General features: G+C 68.1%; 20 protein-coding genes and 2 rRNA genes. 11 read left to right on the top strand and 11 right to left on the bottom strand.

The window, feature by feature from the left end:
• Positions 1–3 precede the first annotated feature (3 nt).
• The 3 genes from Q7X29_RS08810 to Q7X29_RS08800 all read left to right on the top strand — a co-directional run bounded on the left by Q7X29_RS08810 (position 4) and on the right by Q7X29_RS08800 (position 3,053).
• The gene (locus Q7X29_RS08810) at positions 4–981 is read left to right on the top strand and encodes an ABC transporter substrate-binding protein (RefSeq protein ID WP_218716566.1); all 978 of its coding nucleotides are present in this window, start codon (positions 4–6) and stop codon (positions 979–981) included.
• Entirely contained in the window at positions 978–1,529 is a 552-nt protein-coding gene (locus tag Q7X29_RS08805) for a GNAT family N-acetyltransferase (protein WP_316573761.1), read from the top strand. Before Q7X29_RS08810 ends, Q7X29_RS08805 begins: the two co-directional genes overlap by 4 nt.
• Positions 1,530–1,610: 81 nt before the next feature.
• Complete coding sequence (locus Q7X29_RS08800; protein WP_316573760.1) at positions 1,611–3,053, top strand: AIM24 family protein; 1,443 nt, start codon at positions 1,611–1,613, stop codon at positions 3,051–3,053.
• Here the strand turns inward: Q7X29_RS08800 and Q7X29_RS08795 are convergent.
• Positions 3,050–4,315 carry a hypothetical protein gene (locus tag Q7X29_RS08795; protein WP_316573759.1) on the bottom strand — a complete coding sequence of 422 codons (1,266 nt, stop codon included), beginning with the start codon at positions 4,313–4,315 and terminating at the stop codon, positions 3,050–3,052. The two genes, Q7X29_RS08800 and Q7X29_RS08795, sit on opposite strands and share 4 nt — an antisense overlap.
• A 64-nt stretch (positions 4,316–4,379) precedes the next feature.
• Complete coding sequence (locus tag Q7X29_RS08790) at positions 4,380–5,678, bottom strand: hypothetical protein (protein WP_218716570.1); 1,299 nt, start codon at positions 5,676–5,678, stop codon at positions 4,380–4,382.
• Between the two features lie 419 nt (positions 5,679–6,097).
• Between Q7X29_RS08790 and Q7X29_RS08785 the strand changes: the two genes are divergently transcribed.
• Entirely contained in the window at positions 6,098–7,243 is a 1,146-nt protein-coding gene (locus Q7X29_RS08785) for an acyl-CoA dehydrogenase family protein (protein WP_218716571.1), read from the top strand.
• 235 nt (positions 7,244–7,478) lie between these two features.
• Positions 7,479–7,934 (top strand): DUF4254 domain-containing protein, encoded by a 456-nt coding sequence (locus Q7X29_RS08780; RefSeq protein WP_218716572.1) that lies wholly within the window; start codon positions 7,479–7,481, stop codon positions 7,932–7,934.
• Positions 7,935–8,871: 937 nt separating this feature from the next.
• Here the strand turns inward: Q7X29_RS08780 and Q7X29_RS08775 are convergent.
• Complete coding sequence (locus tag Q7X29_RS08775; protein ID WP_218716573.1) at positions 8,872–9,384, bottom strand: Rv3235 family protein; 513 nt, start codon at positions 9,382–9,384, stop codon at positions 8,872–8,874.
• Between the two features lie 84 nt (positions 9,385–9,468).
• Positions 9,469–10,311: a DUF72 domain-containing protein gene (locus Q7X29_RS08770; RefSeq protein ID WP_316573758.1), complete on the bottom strand. Its 843-nt coding sequence runs from the start codon at positions 10,309–10,311 to the stop codon at positions 9,469–9,471.
• A gap of 104 nt (positions 10,312–10,415) precedes the next feature.
• On the opposite strand from Q7X29_RS08770, the gene Q7X29_RS08765 reads away from it, so the two are divergent.
• The 5 genes from Q7X29_RS08765 (at position 10,416) to Q7X29_RS08745 (ending at position 15,289) form a co-directional block, all read left to right on the top strand.
• Complete coding sequence (locus tag Q7X29_RS08765) at positions 10,416–11,645, top strand: MFS transporter (RefSeq protein ID WP_218716575.1); 1,230 nt, start codon at positions 10,416–10,418, stop codon at positions 11,643–11,645.
• Entirely contained in the window at positions 11,642–11,830 is a 189-nt protein-coding gene (locus Q7X29_RS08760) for a hypothetical protein (protein WP_316573757.1), read from the top strand. The genes Q7X29_RS08765 and Q7X29_RS08760 overlap by 4 nt, the downstream gene beginning before the upstream one ends.
• 77 nt (positions 11,831–11,907) lie before the next feature.
• Positions 11,908–12,453 carry a YceI family protein gene (locus tag Q7X29_RS08755; protein WP_316573756.1) on the top strand — a complete coding sequence of 182 codons (546 nt, stop codon included), beginning with the start codon at positions 11,908–11,910 and terminating at the stop codon, positions 12,451–12,453.
• A 26-nt stretch (positions 12,454–12,479) separates the two neighbouring features.
• Positions 12,480–13,688, top strand: a complete 1,209-nt coding sequence (locus tag Q7X29_RS08750; RefSeq protein WP_316573755.1) for a L,D-transpeptidase — start codon at positions 12,480–12,482, stop codon at positions 13,686–13,688.
• Positions 13,685–15,289, top strand: a complete 1,605-nt coding sequence (locus Q7X29_RS08745) for an LCP family protein (protein ID WP_218716579.1) — start codon at positions 13,685–13,687, stop codon at positions 15,287–15,289. The genes Q7X29_RS08750 and Q7X29_RS08745 overlap by 4 nt, the downstream gene beginning before the upstream one ends.
• Before the next feature lie 50 nt (positions 15,290–15,339).
• On the opposite strand, the gene fadD32 is transcribed toward Q7X29_RS08745, so the two are convergent.
• Complete coding sequence (gene fadD32, locus Q7X29_RS08740) at positions 15,340–17,223, bottom strand: long-chain-fatty-acid--AMP ligase FadD32 (protein WP_218716580.1); 1,884 nt, start codon at positions 17,221–17,223, stop codon at positions 15,340–15,342.
• Between the two features lie 116 nt (positions 17,224–17,339).
• Positions 17,340–18,560: a KasA/KasB family beta-ketoacyl-ACP synthase gene (locus Q7X29_RS08735; protein ID WP_218716581.1), complete on the bottom strand. Its 1,221-nt coding sequence runs from the start codon at positions 18,558–18,560 to the stop codon at positions 17,340–17,342.
• A gap of 257 nt (positions 18,561–18,817) precedes the next feature.
• Between Q7X29_RS08735 and Q7X29_RS08730 the strand changes: the two genes are divergently transcribed.
• Positions 18,818–19,810, top strand: coding sequence for an acyl-ACP desaturase (locus Q7X29_RS08730; RefSeq protein ID WP_316573754.1), 993 nt, complete (start codon positions 18,818–18,820; stop codon positions 19,808–19,810).
• Positions 19,811–19,837: 27 nt separating this feature from the next.
• On the opposite strand, the gene Q7X29_RS08725 is transcribed toward Q7X29_RS08730, so the two are convergent.
• From Q7X29_RS08725 to Q7X29_RS08705, 5 genes are all read right to left on the bottom strand, one after another.
• Positions 19,838–21,118 carry a sensor domain-containing diguanylate cyclase gene (locus Q7X29_RS08725; RefSeq protein ID WP_316573753.1) on the bottom strand — a complete coding sequence of 427 codons (1,281 nt, stop codon included), beginning with the start codon at positions 21,116–21,118 and terminating at the stop codon, positions 19,838–19,840.
• A gap of 44 nt (positions 21,119–21,162) precedes the next feature.
• Positions 21,163–21,972 carry an SAM-dependent methyltransferase gene (locus tag Q7X29_RS08720; RefSeq protein WP_218716584.1) on the bottom strand — a complete coding sequence of 270 codons (810 nt, stop codon included), beginning with the start codon at positions 21,970–21,972 and terminating at the stop codon, positions 21,163–21,165.
• A gap of 85 nt (positions 21,973–22,057) precedes the next feature.
• The gene (locus tag Q7X29_RS08715; protein WP_316573752.1) at positions 22,058–22,693 is read right to left on the bottom strand and encodes a YdcF family protein; all 636 of its coding nucleotides are present in this window, start codon (positions 22,691–22,693) and stop codon (positions 22,058–22,060) included.
• A gap of 205 nt (positions 22,694–22,898) precedes the next feature.
• Positions 22,899–23,015 (bottom strand): 5S ribosomal RNA (rrf, locus tag Q7X29_RS08710).
• 117 nt (positions 23,016–23,132) lie between these two features.
• Positions 23,133–26,246, bottom strand: a 23S ribosomal RNA gene (locus tag Q7X29_RS08705).
• Positions 26,247–26,269 lie beyond the last annotated feature (23 nt).

Genomic DNA, 26,269 nt, shown 5'->3' with positions numbered 1-26,269 from the left:
ACCGTGTTCTCAGGTGTCTCCGCGTCGCGCCGTGCGACGTTGCCCGTTCTCGCCCTGCTCACCAGTGCCGTCGTCGCCGGGTGCGGCACGCCCGCCCCGGCCACCACCCCGGCTGCCGACGGCTTCCCGATGACGATCTCGAGCTGCGGTCGCGAGGTCACCTTCACCGCGCCGCCGCAGCGCGTCGTCACCGTCGGGTCCATCGCCGCTCCGCTGATCGCCGCGGCGGGCGCGGCCGATCGCATCGTCACCCGCACCTTCGAAGCCGCCGCCTTCCCCGGCGAATACGGCGATCGGCTGAAAGGCATCGAAATCACCGCGCCGACCGCGGAACTCGCGCGCGAGGAGATCATCAGCCGCGCCCCCGACCTGGTGGTGAGCGTCGAAGGACTCTCGGTGACCCCCGACGACCTCGCCCAGGTGAACATCCCGCTGATCGTGACCCGCGGCTACTGCCGCGACGCGGCGGGCACCTTCGAGGACGTGTTCGCCGACATCTCCCTCTACGGCAAGCTCTTCGGCACCGCGAGTGCCGCCGACGCCGAGGTCACCGCATTACAGCGCCGCGTCGACGCCGTCACCCAGCGGCATCCGGCCGGCGCCGCCCGCATTCCGGCCGCGGCGCTGATCATCTCCCGCGACGGCGCCCAACTGAAGGCCTACGGGGCCAAGAGCACCGTCGACGCCCAGATGAAGATCCTGGGCCTGGACAACATCTACGGCGGCATCGACAAGCGCAACTTCGAAGCCAATACCGAGACCCTCATCGCCCGCGATCCGGCGGTGATCATCCTGCTCACCCAGGGCGATCAGACGCCCGAGGCGGTCCGCACCGCGCTGCGTCAGCGACCCGAACTCGCCGGGCTGCGCGCGATCCGCGACGACCGGATCATCGTGGCGCCCTTCGGTTACACCGGGCCGGGACCGGTCGCGGTCGAGGGACTGGAAGTGCTCGACCGGGAACTGGAGCGGGTGCGATGACCACCGCCACCACCGACTATCTCGTCCGGCCCGCCGGACTCGAGGATCTGCCGGGCGCGCGCAGCGTCATGCTCGACACCTTCTATCGCGTGTTCGGCATCGGCTACCTGCCCGAATACCACCAGGACGTGATCGATCCGGAGAACGCGTACCTGCGCGAGCCCCGCCATCGGCTCTGGGTCGCCGAACACGACGGCGCGATCGTCGCGACCACCGCGGTCCGGGCGCAGGGGCCCGCGCACCCACCGCATCCGGCCGAGCTCGCCCTGGCCTATCCGGACGCGACCACCGCGCAGCTGTTCCGGGTCTACGTCCGGCCCGAACACCACCGGCGCGGCCTGGCCACCCGGCTGGTCGCGGCGGCGATCGAGCACGTGCGCGCCACGCCGTCGTTCGAGAAGCTGTACCTGCACACCGACGCGCGGACACCCGGCGCCCTGGAGTTCTGGCTCACCTTCGGCCGGGTCGTGCACGACGCGCGCGGCCCCCACGACGGATTCCAGACCGTGCATCTGGAAATCCCGCTGGACCGGGAACAGCCGCGCTGACAGGGGCAGCTGGCGCGGCGGCGGCACACACGGCACTATCGAGGCCGTGGAACGATTTCGAATCGGACAAACCACCCAGTCATGGGACGTGGTGTCGTGACCGCGCTGGCTCCCGGCGAGAACCGCCCCGCCCCCGGTGACGAGCTGACCGTCACCGTGGCGAGTTCGGCCTCGGTCGACGTCTCGGCCCTGTTGCTGAACACAGCCGGAGTCGTGCGTTCCGACGCCGACTTCGTCTTCTTCAATCAGCCGACCGGGCCCGGCGTCGTCTACCGGCACGGCAACGGCGGACCGGACGTGGTGCAGGTGCGGACCTCCGCGCTGCCCGCCGACGTGGACAAGGTGGTGGTGACCGCGAGCCTGGACGGGCGCGGTCCCACCACCTTCGCCGCCGTCGGCGAGCTGACCACCACCATCGGATCGACCTCGGGGACACTGACTTTCCCGATCCCCCGGCTCACCACCGAGAGCGGTGTCGTGTGTGTCGAGATCTACCGGCGTGGTGACGCGTGGAAGGTCAGGGCGATCGGGCAGGGCTACGACGACGGCCTGGCCGGGATCGCCTCGGCGTTCGGCGTGAACCTCGACGACGAGCCGGAACCGCCCGCGCCCACCCCGCCGCCCGCCTACCCGCCGAGCACCCCGCCCGCCACTCCACCGGGCCCGCCCCTCGCCTACCCACCGAGCGCGCCGACCGTGGCCTTCCCGCCCGGCCAGGCCGCGCCCGTCCCACCTCCGCCGTATCCGGGAGCTCCCGCCCCGCAGTCTCCGTTCCCTTCCCAGCAAGGAGCCCAGCCCGTGCACAGCGACCTGTTCGACCCCTCGCACGCCGAGGTCAACGGCCTCGGGATCCAGAAGCAGGGCGGCAAGATGATCAAGGTCGGCCTCAACGGCGAGGTGATGGCCAGGGCCGGTTCGATGGTGGCCTACCAGGGCGACCTCCAGTTCCAGGCGCTCGGCTCCGGCGGCATCGGCCGCGCCATCCGGCAGCACCTGACCGGGGAGGGCGTGCCGCTGATGAAGGTGACCGGCCGCGGCGACCTGTTCGTCGCCAACAGTGCCGCCGACGTGCACATCATCGACCTCGACGGGACCGACGGCCTCACCATCAACGGCGCCAACGTGCTGGCCTTCGACTCGACCCTGCGCTACGACATCGGCCGGGTCCAGGGCGCCGCGGGCTACGCCTCCAACGCGGGCCTGTTCAACTGTGTGTTCACCGGCCGCGGCCGCATCGCCATCACCACCCACGGCACCCCGGTGGTCCTCACCGTCGACCAGCCCACCTTCGCCGACCCCAACGCCGCGGTCGCGTGGTCGTCGAGCCTGCAGACCGGGATCAAGCGCAACGACTCGTTCGGCCTGGGCAGGCTGATGGGCCGCAGCACCGGTGAGGCGAGCACGCTGTCGTTCACCGGGCGCGGCTTCGTCATCGTGCAGCCCTCGGAGATGCCGCCCGGCGGCTTCATCGGCGGCACCGGCGGCGGCCAGCAGGCGGGTCATTCCGGCGGCATCTTCGGCTAGATCACGGGCTGTCCCTGGTCGGCGCCGTCACGCTGCCGCCACCGCACCAACCCCGCGCAGCCCAGGATCACCACGGTGGCCACCGCCAGCGGTAGCGCGGTGCGCGTGGCGACGGTATAGGTGTCGGGCGTGTACGCGGTCCAGCCCAGCTCGAGCTCGGACCCCCGGCCGGCCCGGCTGTTCTCGAACAGCCGGGCCAGCACGGGCAGCACCGACACGCCGATCACCGTCATCGGCGAGACCGGCAGGCAGGCGCCGACCGCGAGGCCGATGGCGGCGGGCAGGACGAATCGAAAGGCCAGTTCGGCGATCACCGCGCCGCCGCTCAGCACCGACACCAGGCCGCTCAGCGTCACCAGCGCGCACAGCCCGATCCCGGCCACCGGAACCCGCCACCACACCGTGCCGACCAGCGCGCCCAGCGCCAGCGCGCCGATCTGGATCGACAGGCCGATCCGGTCCGGCCCGACGCCGACCACCGGATCGACCGCGATCGCGGCCGAGATCGCCAGGATCGTCAGCACATAGACGGCCTCGACGGGCGGCAACCACAGGCTCACCGCGACCACACCGGCGACCGCCACCACCGCGACCGTCACCGACGGATTGCCCGGCAGCACGCCCAGCACCCAGATCAGCGCACCGGCTGCCAGCGGAGCCCCGGCACCGACGGCCACCGCGCGCCCTGACGACACCGGCGCGATCCGCTCCCGCCCGACCACGAAACCCGCCGCCAGCAACGCGATCACGGCGGCGACGAGCAACGGCCAGCTGTCGGGCAGGTCTGGCACGGTGCGCGTGGTCAGGTAGTCGGCGTAACGCCGTGACAGTTCGACACTGTCGTCGATGCGCGCGCCGTACAGCACCGCGATCATCGATCCGACGACGAACCAGGTCTGTCCGCCGGGCCGCAGCACCGCGGCCGCGATCAGCAGCCCGGCACCGATACTGCCGAGAACCCATTGCTCGGACCAGGTCCCGGCGGACTGCAACGCCGCGATCGCGACCACCATCGCCAGCCCGGCCATCCCCGCCGCCACCGCGACCAGATATCGCGCCCGGAACCGGCCGAGCAGCACGACCACGGCCACCGCGACGACGGCCGCGATCACCGCGGCCGACCCCGGCCCCGACCCGAACCAGCTCGCCCGCCCGTCGCGCGCGACGACGGCGAAGTTGGTTCGCGTGTGGCCGATGACGTACCCGCTGAGGTAGCCACACAGCAGACCGACCGCCCCGATGACGAACGCACGCCCGTTCATTCGCAGCACGATAGCCGCCGACCGTGCTCAGCGAGCACGAATCAGCGGCGCGGTCAAGCGGTGATCAGGAGCCCGCGCGCTCCTTGCGGGCCTGACGGCGGGCCTCCCGCATCGCGTTGAGTTCCTGCTCCAGGCTCTCGGCGATGCGGAATTGGCCGGTGTCGTAGACGTTGACCGGCTCGATCGCCTCATAGCCGAAGTTGGCTTCGGCGAAGGCCTTTTCGACGCGCGCCTCGATGTCGGAGATGGTGCTCTTGCGGGCCGCGGGGACCGAGTCGGTGGACTTCACGGTCTCGGCGGGCTTGGCCGCTTCGGCGGGCTCGGGCGCGACCGACGGCGGCGCGACGGTCTTCTTGGCCGCGGTCTTGTCCGACCCCGGCTTGCCGATGCCGAACCGCTTGCGCTTCTCGGCGGGCTTACCGTTGCCGGTGGCGATCGGCTCGGTGGGCGCCCAGGCGGGTTCACGGCTGATCGGCGCGGTGGCGGCGGCCTGGTCGGCGGCGAACGCCTCGGCACGGGCCTGACCGGTCATCGGCGGCGTGTAGGTGAGGCGCACCCCCTCGGTGGCGTGCCGGTTGAGCATGCTCTCGGCCGGGTCGGGCATGTCCCTGACCTGGCTGGTCGCCCGGGTGATGGCCAGGCCGTACCTCGCGCTGGCGGCGTCGTGGATGAGCAGCGCGACACCGATCATCACCGGCGCGACGGCGTGCACCGCGGCGTCGTACCACCGGCCATCGCGCACATACGGGTAGGTGTTGAGGGTGACGGTGAGGCCGAGCAGCGCGATCTCGGCCATGGCGACCTGGCGCCGGTTGTCGATGACGCCCCACTCGGCGACTTTGTTCGTGCCGACCATGATGATGATCAGACAGACGCTGATCATCGCCTCGAGCAGGTAGCTGAACCAGTACAGCGGATCGCTCGGGCCGCCGGGAGCGATGTTGTGCTGCACGTTCACGGCCGACCACAACATGCCGGCGCCGACGACGCCCGCCAGCGCCTTGAGCGACCACGACCGATGCCGGTACAGCGAAGCCAGCTTCGCGTGCGGGCTCGATTCGCGCCGCTGGGCGGCCATCGCCTTCCTGGCGAGCAGCAGATCTCGCATGTCGGCCTTCTCGATCGCTTCGGTGGTGCTCCTGGCCCGGTCGGAGGCCTGCGCCATCGCTTGGGTGTGCTTCCAGCGCTGTTCGCGATCCTGTTCACGGATGCGTTCGGCGAGTTCCCGCTCCGCGCGCAGCTCGTCCTCGGACAGCGCGTCGGTCAGCGCGGGATCGAATTGATAGGCGAGGCGCCCACGCGCCCGTTCGACGCGCTGGGCGAGCTGGCTGACATCGTCCTCGACGGGAGACTCGATGGTCATGCCTGACCACCGCCCCGGCATCGCGAAGGCAGACGGGTGACCACACGTGTGAACGGCACACGCCATTAATAGTCCATACACCCTCCGGTGCGAAACCGATGCTCCGACACCGCTGCCCATTCTCGGCGCGCCGCGAGCGACACGCGCAGGCGATACCGGTCGGTAGCGCGACCCCGAAAGATAATCGCCGACCTCCGCGCGGACCACTGTTTTCGCACCTTCGGTGCGGATCCGTTGTCGAACAATGTTCGCGGACAACGCGAATCGGGCACGCGTTTTACGCCGTCAAGGTAGCGTCCGCACACCGGCCCACGCCGGCGAGAATTCATTATTGCCACTTCGCCAATAGTGGTCCACACTGTATCTGTAACCACTGGTCACCCCTGGACCAGTGCTGTGCCGAGCCGTAAGGAGACTCGATGGCCGTGAACCGGTCCAGCTGGATGAACGAGGACCTGGACGCCCTGCGCGACCTCGCCCGTGCCTTCATGGCCAAGGAACTCGTCCCCAATATCGACAAGTACCGCGAGCAGCACCACGTGGACCGCGACCTGTGGAACAAAGCGGGTGAAGTGGGTCTGCTGTGTCTGTCGATCCCGGAGGAGTACGGCGGCGGTGGCGGCACCTTCGCGCACGAGGCCGTCCTCATGGAGGAGCAGGCCCGCGCCGTCGACACCTCGTGGGGCGTCAGCCTGCACAACGGCATCGTCGCCCACTACCTGCTCGCCTACGGCACCGAGGAGCAGAAGAAGCAGTGGCTGCCGAAGATGGCCAGCGGTGAGGTCGTCGGCGCGATCGCCATGACCGAGCCCGGCACCGGCTCCGACCTGCAGAGCGTCAAGGCCAAGGCCATCCGCGACGGCGACGAGTACGTCATCAACGGGTCGAAGACCTTCATCACCAACGGCGCGCAGGCCGACCTGATCATCCTGGTCGCCAAGACCGACCCCACCCAGGGCGCCTCGGGCGTGTCGCTGGTGCTGGTCGAGGCCGACCGCCCCGGCTTCCGCCGCGGCCGCGTGCTCGACAAGATCGGCCAGAAGGGCCAGGACACCTCCGAGCTGTTCTTCGAGGACGTGCGCGTCCCGGTGACCAACCTGCTCGGCACCCAGGAGGGCCAGGGCTTCATCCAGCTGATGCAGCAGCTGCCGCAGGAGCGCCTGATCGTGGCCATGGGCGCGGTCGCGGGCATGGAGATCGCCCTCGAGCACACCCTGCGCTACACCAAGGAGCGCGAGGCGTTCGGCCGCCCGGTCTTCGGATTCCAGAACACCAAGTTCAAGCTGGCCGAGGTCGCCACCGAGGCCCGCATCGCGCGCGTGTTCATCGACGACTGCGTCGAGAAGCACATCCGTGGCGAGCTCGACATCCCCACCGTCGCCATGGCGAAGTGGTGGACCACCGACCGCGCCATGCAGGTGGCCGACACCTGCCTGCAGCTGTTCGGCGGCTACGGCTACATGAACGAGTACCCGATCGCACGGATGTGGGTCGACAACCGCGTCCAGCTGATCTACGCGGGCACCAACGAGATCATGAAGGAGATCATCGCCAGGAGCCTGTAACACTCCTGCGCACAGGGGGTCTCGACCGGCCGCGAGCCGCAGCGACGCTGCTGCTCGCGGCCGGTTTTCGTGGTTGAGCTGCCATTTCGTGACCTATCCGGACCTGCGGTGGAGACGAATGTCCTTCGGAAGCGGTGCAAACGCGGGCGACGAGGACGGTGCGGCAACAGTGGACACGGACGGCGGTTCATCGGGTGCACCCGGACAGGAACCGGTACTGCCGGACCGTGAACACATGATGCAGGCGGTCTGCGGGTTCGCCGGCGACGGTGATCCCGTCCTGCGCGCCGCGCACGAACTGGCCGGTCTGCACGAACGCCGCGAACAGCTCGTACCGGGCGATACCAGCGAGATCGACTGGGAGCGGGCACGTCTGGTCTGCGAGATCGACCGGTGGGTGGTCATCCGCTCCCCCCGGCCCGCGACGACGGCGCCGATGCACACCGAGAGCATCGGCGCCGTCGTCGATCGAATGGCCCACTTCGCCGCGCTCACCTATCGCGCGCTGGCCTGCGGCGCCGAATCCGAACTGCGCGCGGCCCAGCTGCGCCTGCACGAACTGGCTTGCGGCTACGACGATCTCATCGTCGAGGTGGCCAACGGCGCGCGCCGACTGCCCGACGGCCCCGAAGGCGACAGCCCGGAAAGCGGTGGCGCGCAACCAAGCCGGAACCGCCCGCGCACCGAATAACAGTCGGTGCGCTGCCCGAACCGGCCACGGAACCGGCGCACCACCGCTCCACGGCCGCGCCCGGGTTCACACCCACCCTCCCCCAGGTCCGGCGCGGCAGGCGGACCCCGTTCTTCGGGCGGCGGGGCCCGTTCACTACGCCGATATCGCCACGACCACGTCGGCCACACCCCCCCATCCACCTTCGCCCAGCCGACACCCGAACCGTCTCGGCAGGCGGCGAACGGAGCTCGGCCCGAGATACCCGTCTGCCAACCGCACCGCTCGTCAACGCAGCTTCGGTCCTCTCCGAGCGCCCACCGGCATCGGGCGCACCGCGGCCCCCGGTCCGCTGCGAACCATCGCGCCAGCCGACGACCCGCCCTCGCGAGGGCCGCAGCGCCACGCCACCGCAGGCAGGCGAGCGGATCGCCACCGCACAGCTGACGCACCCGCGCGTCGACGCATCCGTGCAAGACCCTGCCGCCGCACAGCTCACACACCCACGCAAGACCCAGCCACCGCGCAGCTGACACACCCACGCAAGACCATCCGCCGCGCAGCTGACAGACCCGTGCGAAACCCTGCCGCGCAGCTCACGCACCCACGCAAGACCCAGCCACCGCGCGGCGACGCAAGCGCGCGAGACCCAGCCACCGCGCGTTGACGCACCCGCACGAGACCCAGCCACCGCGCGGCGATGCAAGCGCGGGTTGACGCACCTGTGCGAAACCCTGCCGCCGCGCGTTGACGTGCCCGCACGAGCCCCAGCCACCGCGCTGCTGGAGCACCCGCCCGTTGACGCAACGGTGCGAGTCCCAGCCGCCAGGCGATGACGCACTCCAAGTTCCAGCCACTCGCAGCTGACACACACGCAAGGTTCTCGGCCGCCGCGCCCGAGCAGCCGACGCGCGCTGGGCAATCCGGGTGGCCCCGGAGCCCAGCGCGCGCCGGGGACTCAGAACAATCGAAGGGCCACCAATCGCCAACGGTCCCTGGTCGATTCGATGCGGCCCGCGACGGCGAAGGTGCGGTCGCCGCGCTGGTAGGAGGCGAAGATCTCGGCGCCACCGGGATCGGTGGCGGTCACGCGCACGCGCGTCAGGGAGGCGGCACCGAGCGCGCGGCCGGGCGCGAGGTTCTGGGTGAGCATCGTGCGCACCGCGGACAGCACCAGCGGGTCGGTCATGGAGCGCAAGTGGTCGACCGGCCTGCGCCGGTCGACGACCTCGAGCACCAGTCGCACCACCTGCTCGGCGAAACGCGCTGCCCCGGTGTCGGATTCGGCGCGGCTCCGGGCGCCCTGCACACAGGACGCGCGCACCGCCCGGCGCACCCCGTACGGCGCGCCGCCGGCATCGCGGCGGCGCGGAACGGAAACCCGATGCGGCACACCAGCGTCCGCCCGCTGATCGGCGAGACCCGGCTCGCAGTGCGGCGCCCGCGACAACGACAGTCGATCCGTAGACATCACTCGTCCCCTTCGAGTCCGCCCACCCACTCCCCAGTGCTGGCGCACAGCATGCCACGAGGGTCCGACAGGTGTGCGCGGAATTCAGAACAGGGTCATCGGCCCGTCGGGCGCGGGCGTCGGCTGCGGCGGCAGGCCGGGCACCACGGCGGCGACCGCGTCGTGGAAGCGCCGGGCCAGCGCGCGGGCGGCGGCGTTGTCGGGGGTGTGCACGAAGACCGTCGGCGAGCGGCCCTCCCGCAGCCACTGCGCCACGGTCTCGACCCACGGCCGCCAGCCCGCGACGGTGCGCGCTTCGTCGGCGCGGCCGTGATAGCGCACGATCGGATACTCCGTCAGCGCCCGCATCCGCCGCGGCACCCGCGGCTTCTTGGCGCGCGCCTCGTACTCCGACGGGTCGCCCGCCGGTCCGTCGAACAGCACGGTGGTGTCGAAGGGCACCCACTCCGCGCCGATCCGGCCCAGCACCCGTTCCAGCTGCACCGCCGCCCGCTCGTCGGTGAAGAACGCTGGATGCCGCACCTCCACCGCGCAGCGCAGCCCGTCGGGCAGCTCCCGCTGGAACCGCGCCAGCGCGCCCAGATCGGTGGGCCCGAACGACGCGGGCAACTGGATCCACAGCGCGTGCACCCGCGACGCCAGCGGCGCCATCACGTCGAGGAAGGCCCACAGCTCGCCCCGCGCGTCGACGAGTCTGCGCTCGTGGGTAACGGCGCGCGGTGGCTTGAGCACGAACCGGAAGTCCGGCGCGGTCTGGCGAACCCAGGACTCGACCGTCGCGGCCGACGGAGTCGCGTAGAAGGTGGTGTTGCCCTCGACGGCGCCGCAGTACCCCGCGTAGGTCCGCAGCCGCTCCCCCGGCGCTACCTGGCGCTGCTGCCACTGTGGGTGCTGCCACATCGCACACCCGACCCGCAGCTCCCGCACAGGCCGACCGTAGTACAGCGATCGGCCCCGCCTAAAATGAGACCGGTTGCCACCATTCGCCCCGTGAGCGTGCCCCGGTGCGCGCACGACGGAAAGGGCCTGTGATGGCGATTCTCACCAGCGAACGGCCCGGTGCTGTCACCGGCACGCGCACGCGCGCCTGGCTCGGCGTTTCCGCGGCGATGGTCGCGATCGCATGGGGCGGCAACGAGTTCACGCCGCTGTTGGTGATGTACAAGAACCACGGCCTGCCGCTGACGGCGGTCGATCTGCTGCTGTTCTACTACGTCCTCGGCATCGTGCCCGCGCTGCTCATCGGCGGCCCGCTCTCGGACCGGTTCGGCCGTCGCCCGCTGATGCTGCCCGCCCCGCTGATCGCGGCCGCCGGATCGCTGCTGCTCGCGGCGGGCGCCGCCTCGGTTCCGATGCTGGCGGCGGGCCGGATGCTGTGCGGCGTCGCGCTCGGCCTGGCCATGGCGGTCGGCGGCAGCTGGCTCAAGGAACTGTCCCAGCCGCCCTACGCCGCGGCCGCCGCCGGCGTCGGCGCGCGCCGCTCGGCGATGAGCCTGACCGCGGGTTTCGCGCTCGGGGCCGGCGTGGCCGGGGTGCTGGCGCAGTGGGGCCCGCTGCCCGATTCCACCGCCTATCTCGTCAACGCGGTGCTGTGCGTCGCGACCTCGCTCTGGCTGGCCAGGTCACCGGAAACGGTCACCCGACAGCCGAATCCGGGCAGGCTGCGCGACGATCTGAGGATTCCCGCCGCGGGCCATCGCCGGTTCCTGCGGGTCGCGGTGCCGATCGCGCTGTGGCTGTTCACCGCCAACGCGACCGCCTACGCCGTGCTGCCGACGCTCATGCTGCCCCGCGTGCAGGACGCCCCGATCGCCTTCTCCGCGCTGGTCACCATGGTGACGCTGGGCTGCGGTTTCACCATCCAGTCGGTCGCACGCCGGATCGACCGGCCGGGCACCGCGCGGGCCGCGGTCGTCGCCCTGGTGCTGCTCACCGCGGGCATGGTGCTGGCGTCCTGGACCGCGGCCACCCTGAGCATCCCGGTAACGCTGCTGACCGCCGTCGTGCTCGGCAGCGGCTACGGCATCGGCCTGGTCGCCGGGCTCCAGCAGATCGAGCGGATCGCGGGCCCCGGCGACCTGGCCGGTCTGAACGCGGTGTTCTACTCGGTGAGCTATCTCGGCTTCGGCGTGCCCGCCGTCCTGTCGGCCCTGCACGGCGGCTTCGGCTTCGGCTATCCGGCCATGTATCTGGTGGTCGCGCTGATCGCCGCGGCCTGCCTGGCGCTGGTCGCCGCGAACTACCGCGAGCCACGGGCGTGAACCCGATCGAGACTCTGCGGCGCTGGACGGATTCCGGCGCGATCTGGCGGGTGCTGGCCCGTCGCACCGGCTCGGTGACCATCGGCCTGTTCGAGTGCACGGGCGGTCAGGAAGTCGACCGATTCACCTCCACCGACCCGGCGCTGCTGCGGTTCCTCGGCGATCGCACCAGCAGCGAGGACTGACGCGGGGTTAGGCTGGGTGCCGTCATCGCTTCACGTCACGTCGGCCGTCGGGCCGGTCCGCTCAGTGAGGAGAGATCATGTCGGCACCTACCAAGGGACTGTCCGCGGGGACCTGGGTCATCGACCCCAGCCACTCAGCCCTGGAATTCTCCGTACGGCATCTGATGGTGAGCAAGGTGCGCGGCCGATTCACGATCTTCGCCGGCACGCTCGTCATCCATCCCGACGGTGCCGCCGACGCCGACGTCGAGATCCAGGTCGACTCGGTCACCACCGACAACCCGCAGCGTGACGCCCACTTGGCCACCGCCGACTTCTTCGACGTAGCGCACTACCCGCTCGCCACCTTCAAGGCCACCGGCTTCCGGCCCAGCGGCACCGAATTCGACGTCACCGGCGACTTCACCATCCGCGGCACCACCCGCCCGGTCACCCTGTCCGTGGAGTTCCTCGGCGCCGGCCCCGGCATGACCGAGGCTCCGGTCGCCGGCTTCACCGCGACCACCACCATCAACCGCCGCGACTTCGGCATCACCACCGAGATGCCGATGGCCAACGGCGGCGCCGTGATCGGCGACAAGATCACGATCTCACTCGACGTCGAGGTCGGCTTGCAGGGCTGATCGGGCACCGGGCACAGGGAGGGCGAATGTCAGGACGTCGTTTCCGGGCCGGGCTCGCTGCCGGGCTCGCGCTGCTCGTCGCGGCGTGTAGCGGCACGGCCACCGACTCGGGAACCGAGTCCACCGCCCCGCCCGACCCGGTCATCACCGTCGCCCCAGCGGCGGGCGCGACCGAGGTCGACCCGCTCGCGCCGGTGCGGGTCAGCACCAGCGACGGCAAGCTGACCTCGGTCACCATGACCAACGAGCAGGGCCGCGCCGTCGAGGGCATCTTCACCCCTGATCAGACCGCGTGGAAGCCCGCCGAGCCACTCGGCTACGGCCACACCTATACCGTCGGCGCCGAAGCGCTCACCGTCACGGGCACGGTGGGACCGATCACCTCGTCGTTCTCGACCCTCGCGCCCAACAACCAGACGAAGGTGTATTTCCGGACCACCGGCGGCGCCGCGCTCGCCCCCTCGGGCAGCTACGGCGTCGGCACCGTCGTCGTCGCGCACTTCGACGAGGACGTCCCCGACCGGGCCACCGCGCAGCAGCATCTCAGCGTCACCACCGACCCGCCGGTCACCGGCTCCTGGTACTGGCTCGACGACCGCAACGCGCACTGGCGGCCACAGAACTACTACGCCCCCGGCACCAAGGTCACCCTCGCCGCCGACATCTACGGCAAGGACCTCGGCGGCGGCTTGTACGGCCAGGAGGACACCGAGACCAGCTTCACCATCGGCCCCTCGCACGTCTCGATCGTCGACGACAACGACAAGCAGGTGCGGGTCTACGAGAACGGCACGCTGATCCGCACCATGCCCACCTCGATGGGAATGGGCGGCAGTGAGGTGGTCGCGGGCAAGACCATCACCTTCTGGACCCAGCCGGGCACCTACACCGTGATGGACAAGGCCAATCCGGTGATCATGGATTCCTCCACCTACGGCCTTCCGGTCAACTCCCGGCTGGGCTACAAGGAGAGCATCGGCTGGGCGACCAGGATCAGCACCGACGGCATCTACCTGCATCAACTCGACGACACCGTCTGGGCGCAGGGCAACACCAACGTCTCGCACGGCTGCCTCAACCTCAGCGGCGAGAACGCGAAATGGTTCTACGACTTCGCCCAGCCCGGCGACGTGGTGGAGATCCGCAACACCGGCGGCGCCCCGCTCGAGGTGTGGCAGAACGGCGACTGGAGCGTTCCGTGGGAACAGTGGCAGGCAGGTAGCGCACTGCGGTGAACCGAAGACACGACACCCCGGCACGTCCACCGCGCCGGGACACCCCCGGATATGGACCACAGCGAATCGGCAGGCAGACCCGCCACGCCGACCCCAGCGCCCGTCGCGGCGGCTTCCGTCGCGCCGCGCTGATCATGGCCAGGATGCTCGGGGCGACGACCGCGCTGGCCGTGCTCACCGGCACCGGCCTGGCCTGGTCGGCCAAGCAGGACTTCGACTCCGGCTTCACCCATTCCACCGCTCTCGGCGAGGACGCGCCGCGCTCGCGCGGTGGTGACGTCAACATCCTGCTGATCGGCCTGGACACCCGCAAGGACCTCGACGGCAACGACCTGCCCAAGGAGATCCTCGACCAGCTGCACGCCGGCGACGGCACCGACGGCGGCTACAACGCGAACTCGCTGATCCTGCTGCACATCCCGGCCGATCTGCGCAAGATCGTCGCGTTCTCCATCCCGCGCGACGACTACGTCCCGGTCTCGGGCATCCCGGGCTATTCACAGGTCAAGATCAAGGAGGCCTACGGCCTGAAGAAGGCCGCGGTCCAGGCGAAGTTGATCGAACAGGGCGAGAAGGACCCGGTGGTGCTGGAGCGGCGCGGCCGGGAGGCGGGCCGCGCCTCGATCGTGTCGACCGTGCGCAATCTGGTCGGCGTGCCGATCGATCGGTTCGCCGAGATCTCGCTGGCCGGGTTCTACGACCTGGCGACCGCGGTCGGCGGCGTGGACGTGTGTCTGAACAACGCGGTCGACGACAGCGCGTTCTCCGGCGCGGTGTTCCCGGCGGGCCGTCAGCATCTGGACGGCTCCGACGCGCTCGCGTTCGTCCGGCAGCGCCACGGGCTGCGCAACGGCGACCTCGATCGCACGCACCGCCAGCAGGCCTTCCTGACCTCGGTGGCCAAGTCGCTCAAGGACTCCGGCACGCTCGGCAATCTGAGCAGGCTCTCGGCGCTGATGGATGTCGCGCACAAGGACGTGGTGCTCTCCGACGGCTGGAATCTGTTCGACTTCGCCCGTGAGCTGGGCGCCGCGGAGTCGCTGCCGGTGGAGTTCCGCACGCTGCCGGTGGTGCGCTACGACGTGATCGACGGCCAGGATGTCAATATCGTCGACCCGGCCGCGATCAAACGGGAGGTCCAGGCCGCCTTCGGGCAGGAAGCACCGAAAACCACCACCACGGCGCCGATCCCGGCCAGCGTCGTCGATGTGCACAATGTCGGTGGCGTCGCTGGCCAAGCCGCGACCCTGTCGGCCGCACTGACCGCCCGCGGCTACCGGGCCGGCGAGATCGGCAACGGGACCGCCGACGACAGCCCCACCTCGTCTGTCACCTATGGCCCCGGTGCGGCCGCCGATGCCGAAACGCTCGCCGAAACCCTGGGCGGGCTACCGGTTTCCGCGTCCACCACGCTCGCGGCCGGCCACGTCCGCGTGGTCGTCGGCGCCGACTTCACCCTGCCCACCGAACTGACACCGACCACCACGACAACGTCCGCGACCCCGACGACCACCGTTCCCGGCGGCTCGACCACACCGCTGCCCGACGCGGGAAAGCCGGTCACCACCACCATCGGCAGCACCATCCCCTGCGTCAACTGACCACGGTGGCACCGCGGTTCGGCCACCGGCACCCCGGTGGCCGAACCGGCTCACTCCTCCGGCGCGTCCGGGTAGGCGTCCTGCCGGTGCCCACCGCGCAGCGTGCCGTCCAGATAGGCCGCCTTGCAGGCCCGCCGGGCGATCTTGCCGCTCGATGTGCGCGGGATCGAGCCCGCGGGCACCAGCAGCAGGTCGCGCACCGTCACACCGTGCCTGCGCGCGATCGCCGCCCGCACCGTGTCCACGATCGGCCCCGGGTCGAGTTTGGCCGCGCCCGTGCCACGTTCGGCGACGACGACCAGCGCCTCGGCCATCTCGTCGGTGATCCCGCCCGCCGCGAGCACGGCCGCGGGCAACTGCCCCGCCTGCACCGAGAACGCCGCGATGAACCCGGGCCGCAACGCGGTGCTCGCCTCCTGGGCCGAGTACTCGAGATCCTGCGGATAGTGATTGCGGCCGTCGACGATCACCAGGTCCTTGACCCGGCCGGTGATGAACAGCTCGCCGTCGTGGTACGCGCCGAAGTCGCCGGTGCGCATCCACCGCGCGTCGTCGGGCGCGCCCTCGGCCCGGCTGCCGACGGGCGTACGGGCGATCACCCGGTTGTGGAAGGTCTCGGCGGTCTCCCCCGGCCTGCCCCAGTACCCGATGCCCATGTTGTCGCCGTGCAGCCAGATCTCACCGACCTCGCCCTCGCGGCGTTCGATGCCGGTCTCCGGGTCGACGATCACCGCCCACTGCGACCGCGCGACATACCCGCACGACACCTGCGCGACCGCGTCGGCGGCGTGCTCGTCGACCTCCACCATCCGGCCCGCGTTGAGCTGTCCGCGATCGACGTAGACCACCCGCGCCTGGTCGTCGCGCCGGGTCGCCGAGACGAACAGCGTCGCCTCGGCCATGCCGTAGCACGGCTTGATCGCGGTCTTGGACAGCCCGTACGGCGCGAACGCCTCGTTGAACTTGCGCATCGAGGCCACCGACACCGGCTCGCTGCCGTTGATCAGACCGATCACATTCGACAGGTCCAGCGATTCGTCGCCCTTGGGCAGCCCGCGCACCGCCGCGTGCTCGAACGCGAAGTTCGGTGCCGCCGAGTAGATCTCGGCACCGTCGGCCTGGGCGGCCAGCTCCTTGATCCAGCGCGACGGCCTGCGCACGAACGCGCTCGGCGACATGATGGTGATGAACTTGCCGCCGATCGTCGGCAGGATCACCGTCAGCAGCCCCATGTCGTGGAACAGCGGCAGCCAGGTGACCCCGCGCGCGTTCTCGGTGATGCCGATGGCGTCGATCATCTGCAGCAGATTGGTGCCGACGGCGCGGTGGGTGATCTCCACGCCGGCGGGCACCCGGGTCGAACCCGAGGTGTACTGCAGATAGGCGACGCTGTCGATATTGATGTCGGGCCTGCGCCACCGCGTGCCGACCGTGTCCGGGATCGCCTCGACCGCGATGATCCTGGGCCGTTGCGCGGCAGGCTGCTCGCGGAAGAAGTTGCGGACCCCGGCGGCCGCGCTGCCGACGGTGAGTACCGCCGCCGGCTCGCAGTCGCCGAGCACCGCGTGCAGGCGGTCGCTGTGCCCCTGCTCCTCCGGATCGAACAGCGGCACAGCCACATTCCCCGCGTACACCGCCGCGAACAGCGCGACGACGTAGTCCAGGCCCTGTGGCGCCAGCACCGCGACCCGGTCACCGGGCTCGGTCACCTGCTGCAACCGCGCGGCCACCGCCCGCAGCCGGACGCCGAATTCCCGCCAGGTCAGCTCCTGGTATTCGCCCTCCCGCTCCCGCGAATAGTCGATGAAGCGGTAGGCCAGATCGTCGCCGTTGGCCTCGCTGTGTTTGTCGACGAAGTCGATCAGGGTCTGGTCACCGGGAATCCGGATATTGCCCAGTTCGTCCACATAGTCGTCGAAAGTCTCGCCGATCATTCCCTATCCTTTTCAACGCACAATGCCTCGCCGAGAGGCTGCACTCGTGCAATGACGCCGAACAAAGAAGAACTCGCAAGCGCCCGGCACAGTACCGGGCGCGCGCGTGGCAATCGTCAATACCGCCCGAAGGCGACGGCGACGTTGTGCCCGCCGAATCCGAAGGAGTTGTTCACCGCGTAGTCGATCCGGCCACGCCTGGCCTCGCCGGAGACCACGTCCAGATCGATCTCGGGGTCCTGGTTGTCCAGGTTCAGGGTGGGCGGCACGATGCCGTCGCGCACGCTGAGCACGGTCAGCACCGCCTCGAGCGCGCCGACCGCGCCGATCGAGTGCCCGAGCGCCGACTTGGGCGCGTACACCGACGCGTGCGAGCCGATCGCCTTGCCGATCGCGTTGGCCTCGGCGGTGTCGCCGATGGGCGTCGCGGTCGCGTGCGCGTTGATGTGGGTGACGTCGGTGCGGCTGATCCCGCCGGTCTGCATGGCCCGCGTCATCGCGCGCGCCGCCCCGGTGCCCTCGGGATCCGGTGCGACGAGGTGGAATCCGTCGGAGGTGACCCCGGCACCGAGCAGCCGCGCGTGGATGGTCGCGCCGCGCGCCTTGGCGTGCTCCTCGGTCTCGATCACCATCATCGCGCCGGCCTCGCCGAAGACGAACCCGTCGCGGTCCTTGTCGAACGGCCGCGAGGCCGCCTTGGGATCGCTGTTGCGCGTGCTCATCGCGCGCATCTGGGTGAAGGCCGCGATCGGCACCGCCTGGATCGAGCCCTCGACCCCGCCGGTCACCACCATGTCGGCATCGCCCATCACGATCATCCGCCACGCGTTGGCGATCGCCTCCGAGCCCGACGAACAGGCCGACACCGGCGTGGAAACACCGGCGCGCGCGCCCAATTCGATGCCGACGCAGGCCGCGGGACCGTTGGGCATGATGGCCTGCACGGTCAGCGGCGAGACCTTGCGGTAGCCGCCGTTGCCGAGCTTGTCGCGGGCGTAGATCAGGGATTCCGCGCCGCCGAGCCCGGTGCCGACCGAGACACCGAGCCGGTCGCGGTCCACTTCGGGGCTGCCCGCGTTGCGCCACACCTCGCGACCGAGGACCACGGCCATCTGCTCGACATAGGACAGCCTGCGCGCCTCCTCGCGGGTGAGCGAGGCAGCCGGGGAGACCTTCAGGTGGCCACCGATCCGCACCGGCAACTCGAAATCGTCGATGAAGGAGTCCTCCAGGACGTCGATACCGCTTTCGCCGTTGAGCAGACCCTTCCAGGTCGAGTCGACGTCGCCCGCGATCGACGTGGTCGCCGCCAGGCTCGTGACCACGATGTCCGTCATATTTTTCGCTCACTCTCTCTAGCTATGCCACGACTGATCGGGAACCGCTGATGGAGCTGAACTGGTGGAGCGTATATGCAGGCGCCGCGACGCGCCCAAATTCAGAAACAGGCGCTGCCGCACCGTGTCGTTCGGAGGCGCGATGCGCCGGGTCTATTGTCGGTGGGTCGCATTCGACCCAGAGCACCCGGCGACGACGGGCAACACTACCGGACCAGCGCAACTCTTGCTTTTCACTTCATGGAAAGGGCACGAGCGTGGCCAGGAACCTCACCCAACTGGAACTGCTCATCGAACTCGAACCGGTCGCCGCGAGCAACGTCGACCGCCACCTGTCGATGGCGAAGGACTGGCATCCCCACGACTATGTCCCGTGGGAGCAGGGCCGCAACTTCGCCGCGATGGGCGGAATCGATTGGGACCCCGAACAATCCCAGCTCAGTGAACTCGCCAAGGCGGCGATGATCACCAATCTGCTCACCGAGGACAATCTCCCGTCCTACCACCGGGAGATCGCCGAGAACTTCTCCAAGGACGGCGCCTGGGGCACCTGGGTGGGCCGGTGGACCGCCGAGGAGAACCGGCACGGCATCGTGCTCCGCGACTATCTGGTCGTCACCCGTGGCGTCGACCCGGTCGCTCTGGAGCAGGCCAGGATGATCCATATGACCAACGGATACTCGGCGATGGCCGTCGTCGAGGCCAAGGCGGGCGATGTCGATCTGCGCTCCGCGTCCGTGGCGGGCCTGCTGTACTCGGTCGCCTACGTGACCTTCCAGGAACTGGCCACCCGGGTCAGCCACCGCAACACCGGTCGCGTCTGCGACGACCCGATCGCCGACCGCATGCTCGCCCGCATCGCGACCGACGAGAACCTGCACATGATCTTCTATCGCAACCTCTGCGAGGCCGCGCTCGACCTGGCACCCGATCAGGCCATCGAGGCGATCAACACCATCGTGCAGGGCTTCCAGATGCCCGGCGCGGGCATGCCGGGCTGGCGCCGCAACGGCGTCCTGATGGCCAAGCACGGCATCTACGATCTGCGCCAGCACCTCGAGGAGGTCCTGCTTCCGGTGCTGCGCAAGTGGAACATCTTCGAACGCACCGATTTCGGCGCGCGCGGCGAGCGGGCCCGCGAGGACCTCGCGGCCTTCCTGGACCGGCTGCGCGAGGACGTCGTGCGCTTCGAGGAACAGCGCGACCGCTCACTGGCCCGCGCGGCGAACCGGGAACGCCAGCTCACCTGAGCGGGGCCCGGCTGTCCGGCCCGGCCGCTACCGGGCCGGATAGCGGCGGGTGTCGTGCTTGTGCCGGTACATCGCGGCGTCGGCCGCGTGCACCAATTCGTCGACCGCGCCGGGGAGTTCGTCGAAGTAGGCCGCGCCGACGCTCACGCCCACCGCGAGCATGTGCCCGTCCACCTCGAGCGGCGCGGTCAGCACCGACATCAGATCGTCGGCCAGCACCGACAATTGCTCGGAGCCCGAGCACTGCTCCACCAGCACCAGGAACTCGTCACCGCCGATCCGGGCGGCCATCGCCTCCAGCGGACGGACGGTGTCGCGCATCCGGTCGGCGACCACCCGCAGCACCCGGTCCCCGACCGTGTGCCCCCACAGATCGTTGATCTCCTTGAAGCCGTCCAGGTCCAGATAGCAGACCCCGATCGGCGGTTCGGCGTCGGCGAGCCGGTTGAACAGGTGCGGCCGGTTGGGCAGGCCGGTCAGCGCGTCGTGATTGGCGTCGTGCCACAGCCGGTCGGCGAGCTGTTTGCGCTCGGTGACGTCGACGGCCACCCCGATCAGGAACTGGATATTGCGGTCGGCGTCGCGCACCGCCGACATCGACAGATCGATGACGGTGATCTCGCCGTCGTCGTGCAGATGCTCGGTCTCGGTGCGGAAGCTCTCGGATTCACCGCTGACCATCCGCTGCAGCTCGACGAAGGCCTCGTTGAGATTCTGCGGGCCGAGGATATCGGCGACCGTCCGGCCCGGCATCGTCTCCGGGGTGTGGCCGAGCATCTCGGCCATGGTGGCGTTGCAGTTCACCACCCGCCCGGTCATGTCGACGGTGCCGATACCGACCAGGGCGCCGTCGAACACGGCCTCGAAGCGTGCCTCCGACAGCGCGCGACGGCTCTCGGCCTCGCTGGCCGCCGCGAGCACGGCGGCCAGCGTCGCCTCCTGCTCGGCCAGGGCCGCGGCGCGCAAGGCCGCGGTGAAGCCCGCCGCGAAATCGGCGGCGAGGCCGATCGCGCGCTCCCTGATCTCCGGCAGCAGCGGATCGTCCGGCCCGTCGGCCGCGATCTCGACCAGGTCCACACAGATCACCCGGACCGAACGGCTCACCGCCGCCGGATCACGGTAGTTGGCGGCGACCAGCATCCGCGCCGTACGGCGGGCCACATCGGGATCCTCGCCACCGCGCGCCGCCTCGATCAGACCGATGCACAGCGCCGCCAGCATCTCCTCGATCTGGGAGCGGTTGAGTGTGGGAGCGACAACGCCGTCGAGGGCATCGGCCCACCGTTGCGCCAGCTCCCACGACCCCACTACGCGTCCACCCTGTCATCTCGCAGCACCGCCGGATCGACGGCTCATTCCTTCCGCGCGACTCCGGCCAACCCGAGCGAACGCCCAGGCTTCTCGTGCTGATCCCGCTCGGACTCCGGCCGCCACGACGGCAGCTCGACAACCCCGGGGGAAACCATGCCCCAACCCTCGAACATCTCCACGATCGCGTCCCTGGACCGGAACTGGATCCCGACCCTGGTCTCGTTCGCCGAGTGCGCTCCCAGCTTACCGGCATCCTCCGGCCGCATCTCCGAGGTGAGATGTGAAATGGCTATGAAACTGCCGGGCGCGACCGCCTCCCGCAGCGCGGCGACCTTGCCGACCGGATCGTCGGCGTCCTGCACCAGATGCAGCACCGCGATCAGCAGCAGCCCGACGGGCTCATCGAAGTCGATCAGTCCGGTCTCCCGCACCTCGGCGATCAGATCGTCGGACTTGCGCAGATCGGCCTCGATCGCGTCGGCCCGCTCCCGGCCCGCCAGAATCGTCCGGGAGTGGACGACGGCGACCGGATCGATATCGACATAGAGCACCCGCGCCTCGGGAGCGATGTCGTGCACGATCTCGTGGACATTGCCCGCGGTGGGGATGCCCGAACCGATGTCGAGGAACTGCCGAATCCCGGCGTCGAGCATGAACCGCACCGCCCGGCGCAGGAAGGCCCGATTGCTCAGCGCGAGGCGGGGCAGATCGGGCACCAGCTCGATCGCCATTTCCGCCGCCATCCGGTCGACGGCGAAGTTGTGCGAGCCGCCGAGCAGCGCGTCATACATCCGAGCCGGGCTCGGCTGCTGCATATCGACGCCGTCCGGTGCCCACGCAGGCCTGTCCATCACATACCCCTGTCCGCTCGAGGCGTCATCACACCCCGCGACAGCGCCAGACGCATCGTAGTGCGCGCCACCGACTTCGGCGCGCCTATCGCTCACCCCCGGCACCGAACGGCTGCGCCCACAGCGGCGCGACCTCCGGTGTCATCGTCGCGACCACCGGAATGCCCGCCGCCATGAAGTTGTCCAGCGCGCGGCGCATATGGTCGGCGGAGGTGATGAGCACGGCCTTGTGCACGCCGAGCGCTTCCATCAACTTCGCGGAGAACTCCGCGTTCTGCACCGTCGACCCCGCCTGGGTCTCGGTGTAGATCCGGTGCCGGGCGACCCCGCGGATATTGAGCCAGTCCGCCATCACCTGCGCCTCGGTGACCCCGTTGCGCGGGTTGCCGCCGGTGACGATCACCGGGGAGGAGGGCGACATGAACGCCTGGACCAGGGCGGCGTGCAGCCGGTTGCACAGTTCGGCGCGCATGGTGCCGTCCGGCTGCAGACCGTAGCCGAGCACCACGATCGCGGTCTCCGGGCCGTAAGTGTCGGGCAAGTCGATACCGGCAACGCCCGCAATCGAATTCGCCGCGCCCGCGATGCCGTCGGCGACGCCGGCGAGCGGGTCGGGGGCGGGTGCGGCGATCGCGGGTGCGGCGGTGGCTATCGCGCCGATCAGGGCGGCGGGCAACACGAGGGCGGCCGCGCCGCGTCGCAGAGACTTGTGAGTGAACAACCAATCCATGGTGACCTCCCGAAGCAACGTCGCACCATGGTGGCTGACCGGCGCCCGCTGCGGGACCGTTTTGTGAAACATCGTTGCCTCGGAATGCAATCCCCCGATTCCGGGGGCACGCTCCGGGCCGGCCTGCTACCGAGAGGTCTTGTCCGGGAACGCAAAAAGGCCCTCCAGCAATGCTGGAGGGCCTTTCGCAATGATGTTCCGGCGGTGTCCTACTCTCCCACACCCTGTCGAGTGCAGTACCATCGGCGCAGGTGGCCTTAGCTTCCGGGTTCGGAATGGGACCGGGCGTTTCCCCACCGCTATAACCGCCGTAACTCTATGAAACTGTCACACAGAGAGCCACAACCAACCACCCCCAAGGGCAGATAATTGTTGTCTCGGTGATCTGTGTGTTGTTTCAGATACCGCACAGTGGACGCGTAACACCTTCGATAGTAAGCCCTCGGCCTATTAGTACCAGTCACCTACACCAGTTACCTGGCTTCCAGTTCCGGCCTATCAACCCCATGGTCTGTAGGGGGCCTTAACCCATCAAGTGGGAGAGAAACCTCATCTTGGAACAGGCTTCCCGCTTAGATGCTTTCAGCGGTTATCCCTTCCGAACGTAGCCAACCAGCAGTGCTCCTGGCGGAACAACTGGCACACCAGAGGTTCGTCCGTCCCGGTCCTCTCGTACTAGGGACAGCCTTCCTCAAGTTTCTAACGCGCGCGGCGGATAGAGACCGAACTGTCTCACGACGTTCTAAACCCAGCTCGCGTGCCGCTTTAATGGGCGAACAGCCCAACCCTTGGGACCTACTCCAGCCCCAGGATGCGACGAGCCGACATCGAGGTGCCAAACCATCCCGTCGATATGGACTCTTGGGGAAGATCAGCCTGTTATCCCCGGGGTACCTTTTATCCGTTGAGCGACACCGCTTCCACTTGCCGGTGCCGGATCACTAGTCCCGACTTTCGTCCCTGCTCGAGCTGTCACTCTCACAGTCAAGCTCCCTTGTGCACTTGCACTCGACACCTGATTGCCAACCAGGCTGAGGGAACCTTTGGGCGCCTCCGTTACATTTTGGGAGGCAACCGCCCCAGTTAAACTACCCACCAGGCACTGTCCCTGAACCAGATCATGGTCCGAGGTTAGAAGTCCAATACGATCAGAGTGGTATTTCAACGACGACTCCACCTGAACTGGCGTCCAAGCTTCACAGTCTCCCACCTATCCTACACAAACCGTACCGAACACCAATACCAAGCTATAGTGAAGGTCCCGGGGTCTTTTCGTCCTGCCGCGCGTAACGAGCATCTTTACTCGTAATGCAATTTCGCCGAGTCTGTGGTTGAGACAGCAGAGAAGTCGTTACGCCATTCGTGCAGGTCGGAACTTACCCGACAAGGAATTTCGCTACCTTAGGATGGTTATAGTTACCACCGCCGTTTACCGGGGCTTAAATTCTCAGCTTCGCGCCGAAGCGCTAACCGGTCCTCTTAACCTTCCGGCACCGGGCAGGCGTCAGTCCGTATACATCGTCTTACGACTTCGCACGGACCTGTGTTTTTAGTAAACAGTCGCTTCTCTCTGGTCTCTGCGACCTTCCCCAGCTCTGAGTGCAAGACTCGTCACCAGGGCAGGTCCCCCTTCTCCCGAAGTTACGGGGGCATTTTGCCGAGTTCCTTAACCACAGTTCTCTCGATCGCCTTAGTATTCTCTACCTGACCACCTGTGTCGGTTTGGGGTACGGGCCGTGTACCAACTCACTAGAGGCTTTTCTCGGCAGCATAGGATCACTGAATTCACCACAACGGCTACGCATCACCTCTCAGGCTATATGTTGTGCGGATTTGCCTACACAACGCCCTACAGGCTTACACCAGGTATTCCATCACCTGGCCCAGCTACCTTCCTGCGTCACCCCATCGCTTACCTACTACAGCCAGGGTCGTATGCAGCCACATCCGGCCTCCCGAAGGAGGTCCATCCGCTTTTGGATACTTAGCACAACTGATTCGATATTTGGCGCGGATACACGGGTACGGGAATATCAACCCGTTGTCCATCGACTACGCCTGTCGGCCTCGCCTTAGGTCCCGACTCACCCTGGGCGGATTAACCTGGCCCAGGAACCCTTGGTCATTCGGCGGACGAGTTTCTCACTCGTCTTTCGCTACTCATGCCTGCATTCTCACTCCCGTGGCCTCCACAGCTGGATCACTCCGCTGCTTCCACGGCCACAGGACGCTCCCCTACCCATCCCAGCTCCTGGCTCGAAAGCAGGATAATGCTGAAATGCCGCGGCTTCGGCGGTGTACTTGAGCCCCGCTACATTGTCGGCGCAGGATCACTTGACCAGTGAGCTATTACGCACTCTTTCAAGGGTGGCTGCTTCTAAGCCAACCTCCTGGTTGTCTAAGCGACCCCACATCCTTTTCCACTTAGTACACGCTTAGGGGCCTTAGCCGGCGATCTGGGCTGTTTCCCTCTCGACTACGAAGCTTATCCCCCGCAGTCTCACTGCCACGCTCTCACACACCGGCATTCGGAGTTTGGCTGACTTCGGTAAGCTTGTGGGCCCCCTAGGCCATCCAGTAGCTCTACCTCCGGCGTGAAACACGTGACGCTGCACCTAAATGCATTTCGGGGAGAACCAGCTATCACGGAGTTTGATTGGCCTTTCACCCCTACCCACAGCTCATCCCCTCAGTTTTCAACCTAAGTGGGTTCGGGCCTCCACGACGTCTTACCGTCGCTTCACCCTGGCCATGGGTAGATCACTCCGCTTCGGGTCCATAATGTGCGACTAAAGGGCGCCCTATTCGGACTCGCTTTCGCTACGGCTACCCCACACGGGTTAACCTCGCCACACACCGATGACTCGCAGGCTCATTCTTCAAAAGGCACGCCATCACCCCACGCACAAGTACGAAGGCTCTGACGGATTGTAAGCGCACGGTTTCAGGTACTATTTCACTCCCCTCCCGGGGTACTTTTCACCTTTCCCTCACGGTACTAGTCCGCTATCGGTCACCAGGGAGTATTCAGGCTTACCGGGTGGTCCCGGCAGATTCACAGCAGATTTCACGGGCCCGCTGCTACTCGGGTATCACTCACGAGAGCCAACATGTTTTCGTCTACCGGACTATCACCGTCTATGGCAGGCCGTTCCAGACCACTTCGACTAACACATTGGTTTCTTACTCTCGCTTGATCCGGCAGAATCAAGAAGAATGACCCCACAACACCCCAAACGCAACCCCTGCCGGGTATCACACGCTTGAGGTTTAGCCTCATCCGCTTTCGCTCGCCACTACTCACGGAATCACTGTTGTTTTCTCTTCCTGTGGGTACTGAGATGTTTCACTTCCCCACGTTCCCTCCACACACCCTATATATTCAGATGCGGGTAACACGACATCACTCGTGCTGGGTTTCCCCATTCGGAAATCCTCGGATCTCAGCTCGGTTGACAGCTCCCCGAGGCTTATCGCAGCCTCCTACGTCCTTCATCGGCTCCTGGTGCCAAGGCATCCACCGTACGCTCTTAAACACTTACTAACAAAGATGCTCGCGTCCACTGT

Origin of the sequence: Nocardia canadensis (assembly GCF_032656385.1) — a bacterium.
In the GTDB taxonomy this organism is placed as follows: domain Bacteria; phylum Actinomycetota; class Actinomycetes; order Mycobacteriales; family Mycobacteriaceae; genus Nocardia; species Nocardia canadensis.
The sequence above is the reverse complement of the archived record's forward strand: the minus strand, read 5'-3'. Positions and strand labels throughout refer to the sequence as shown.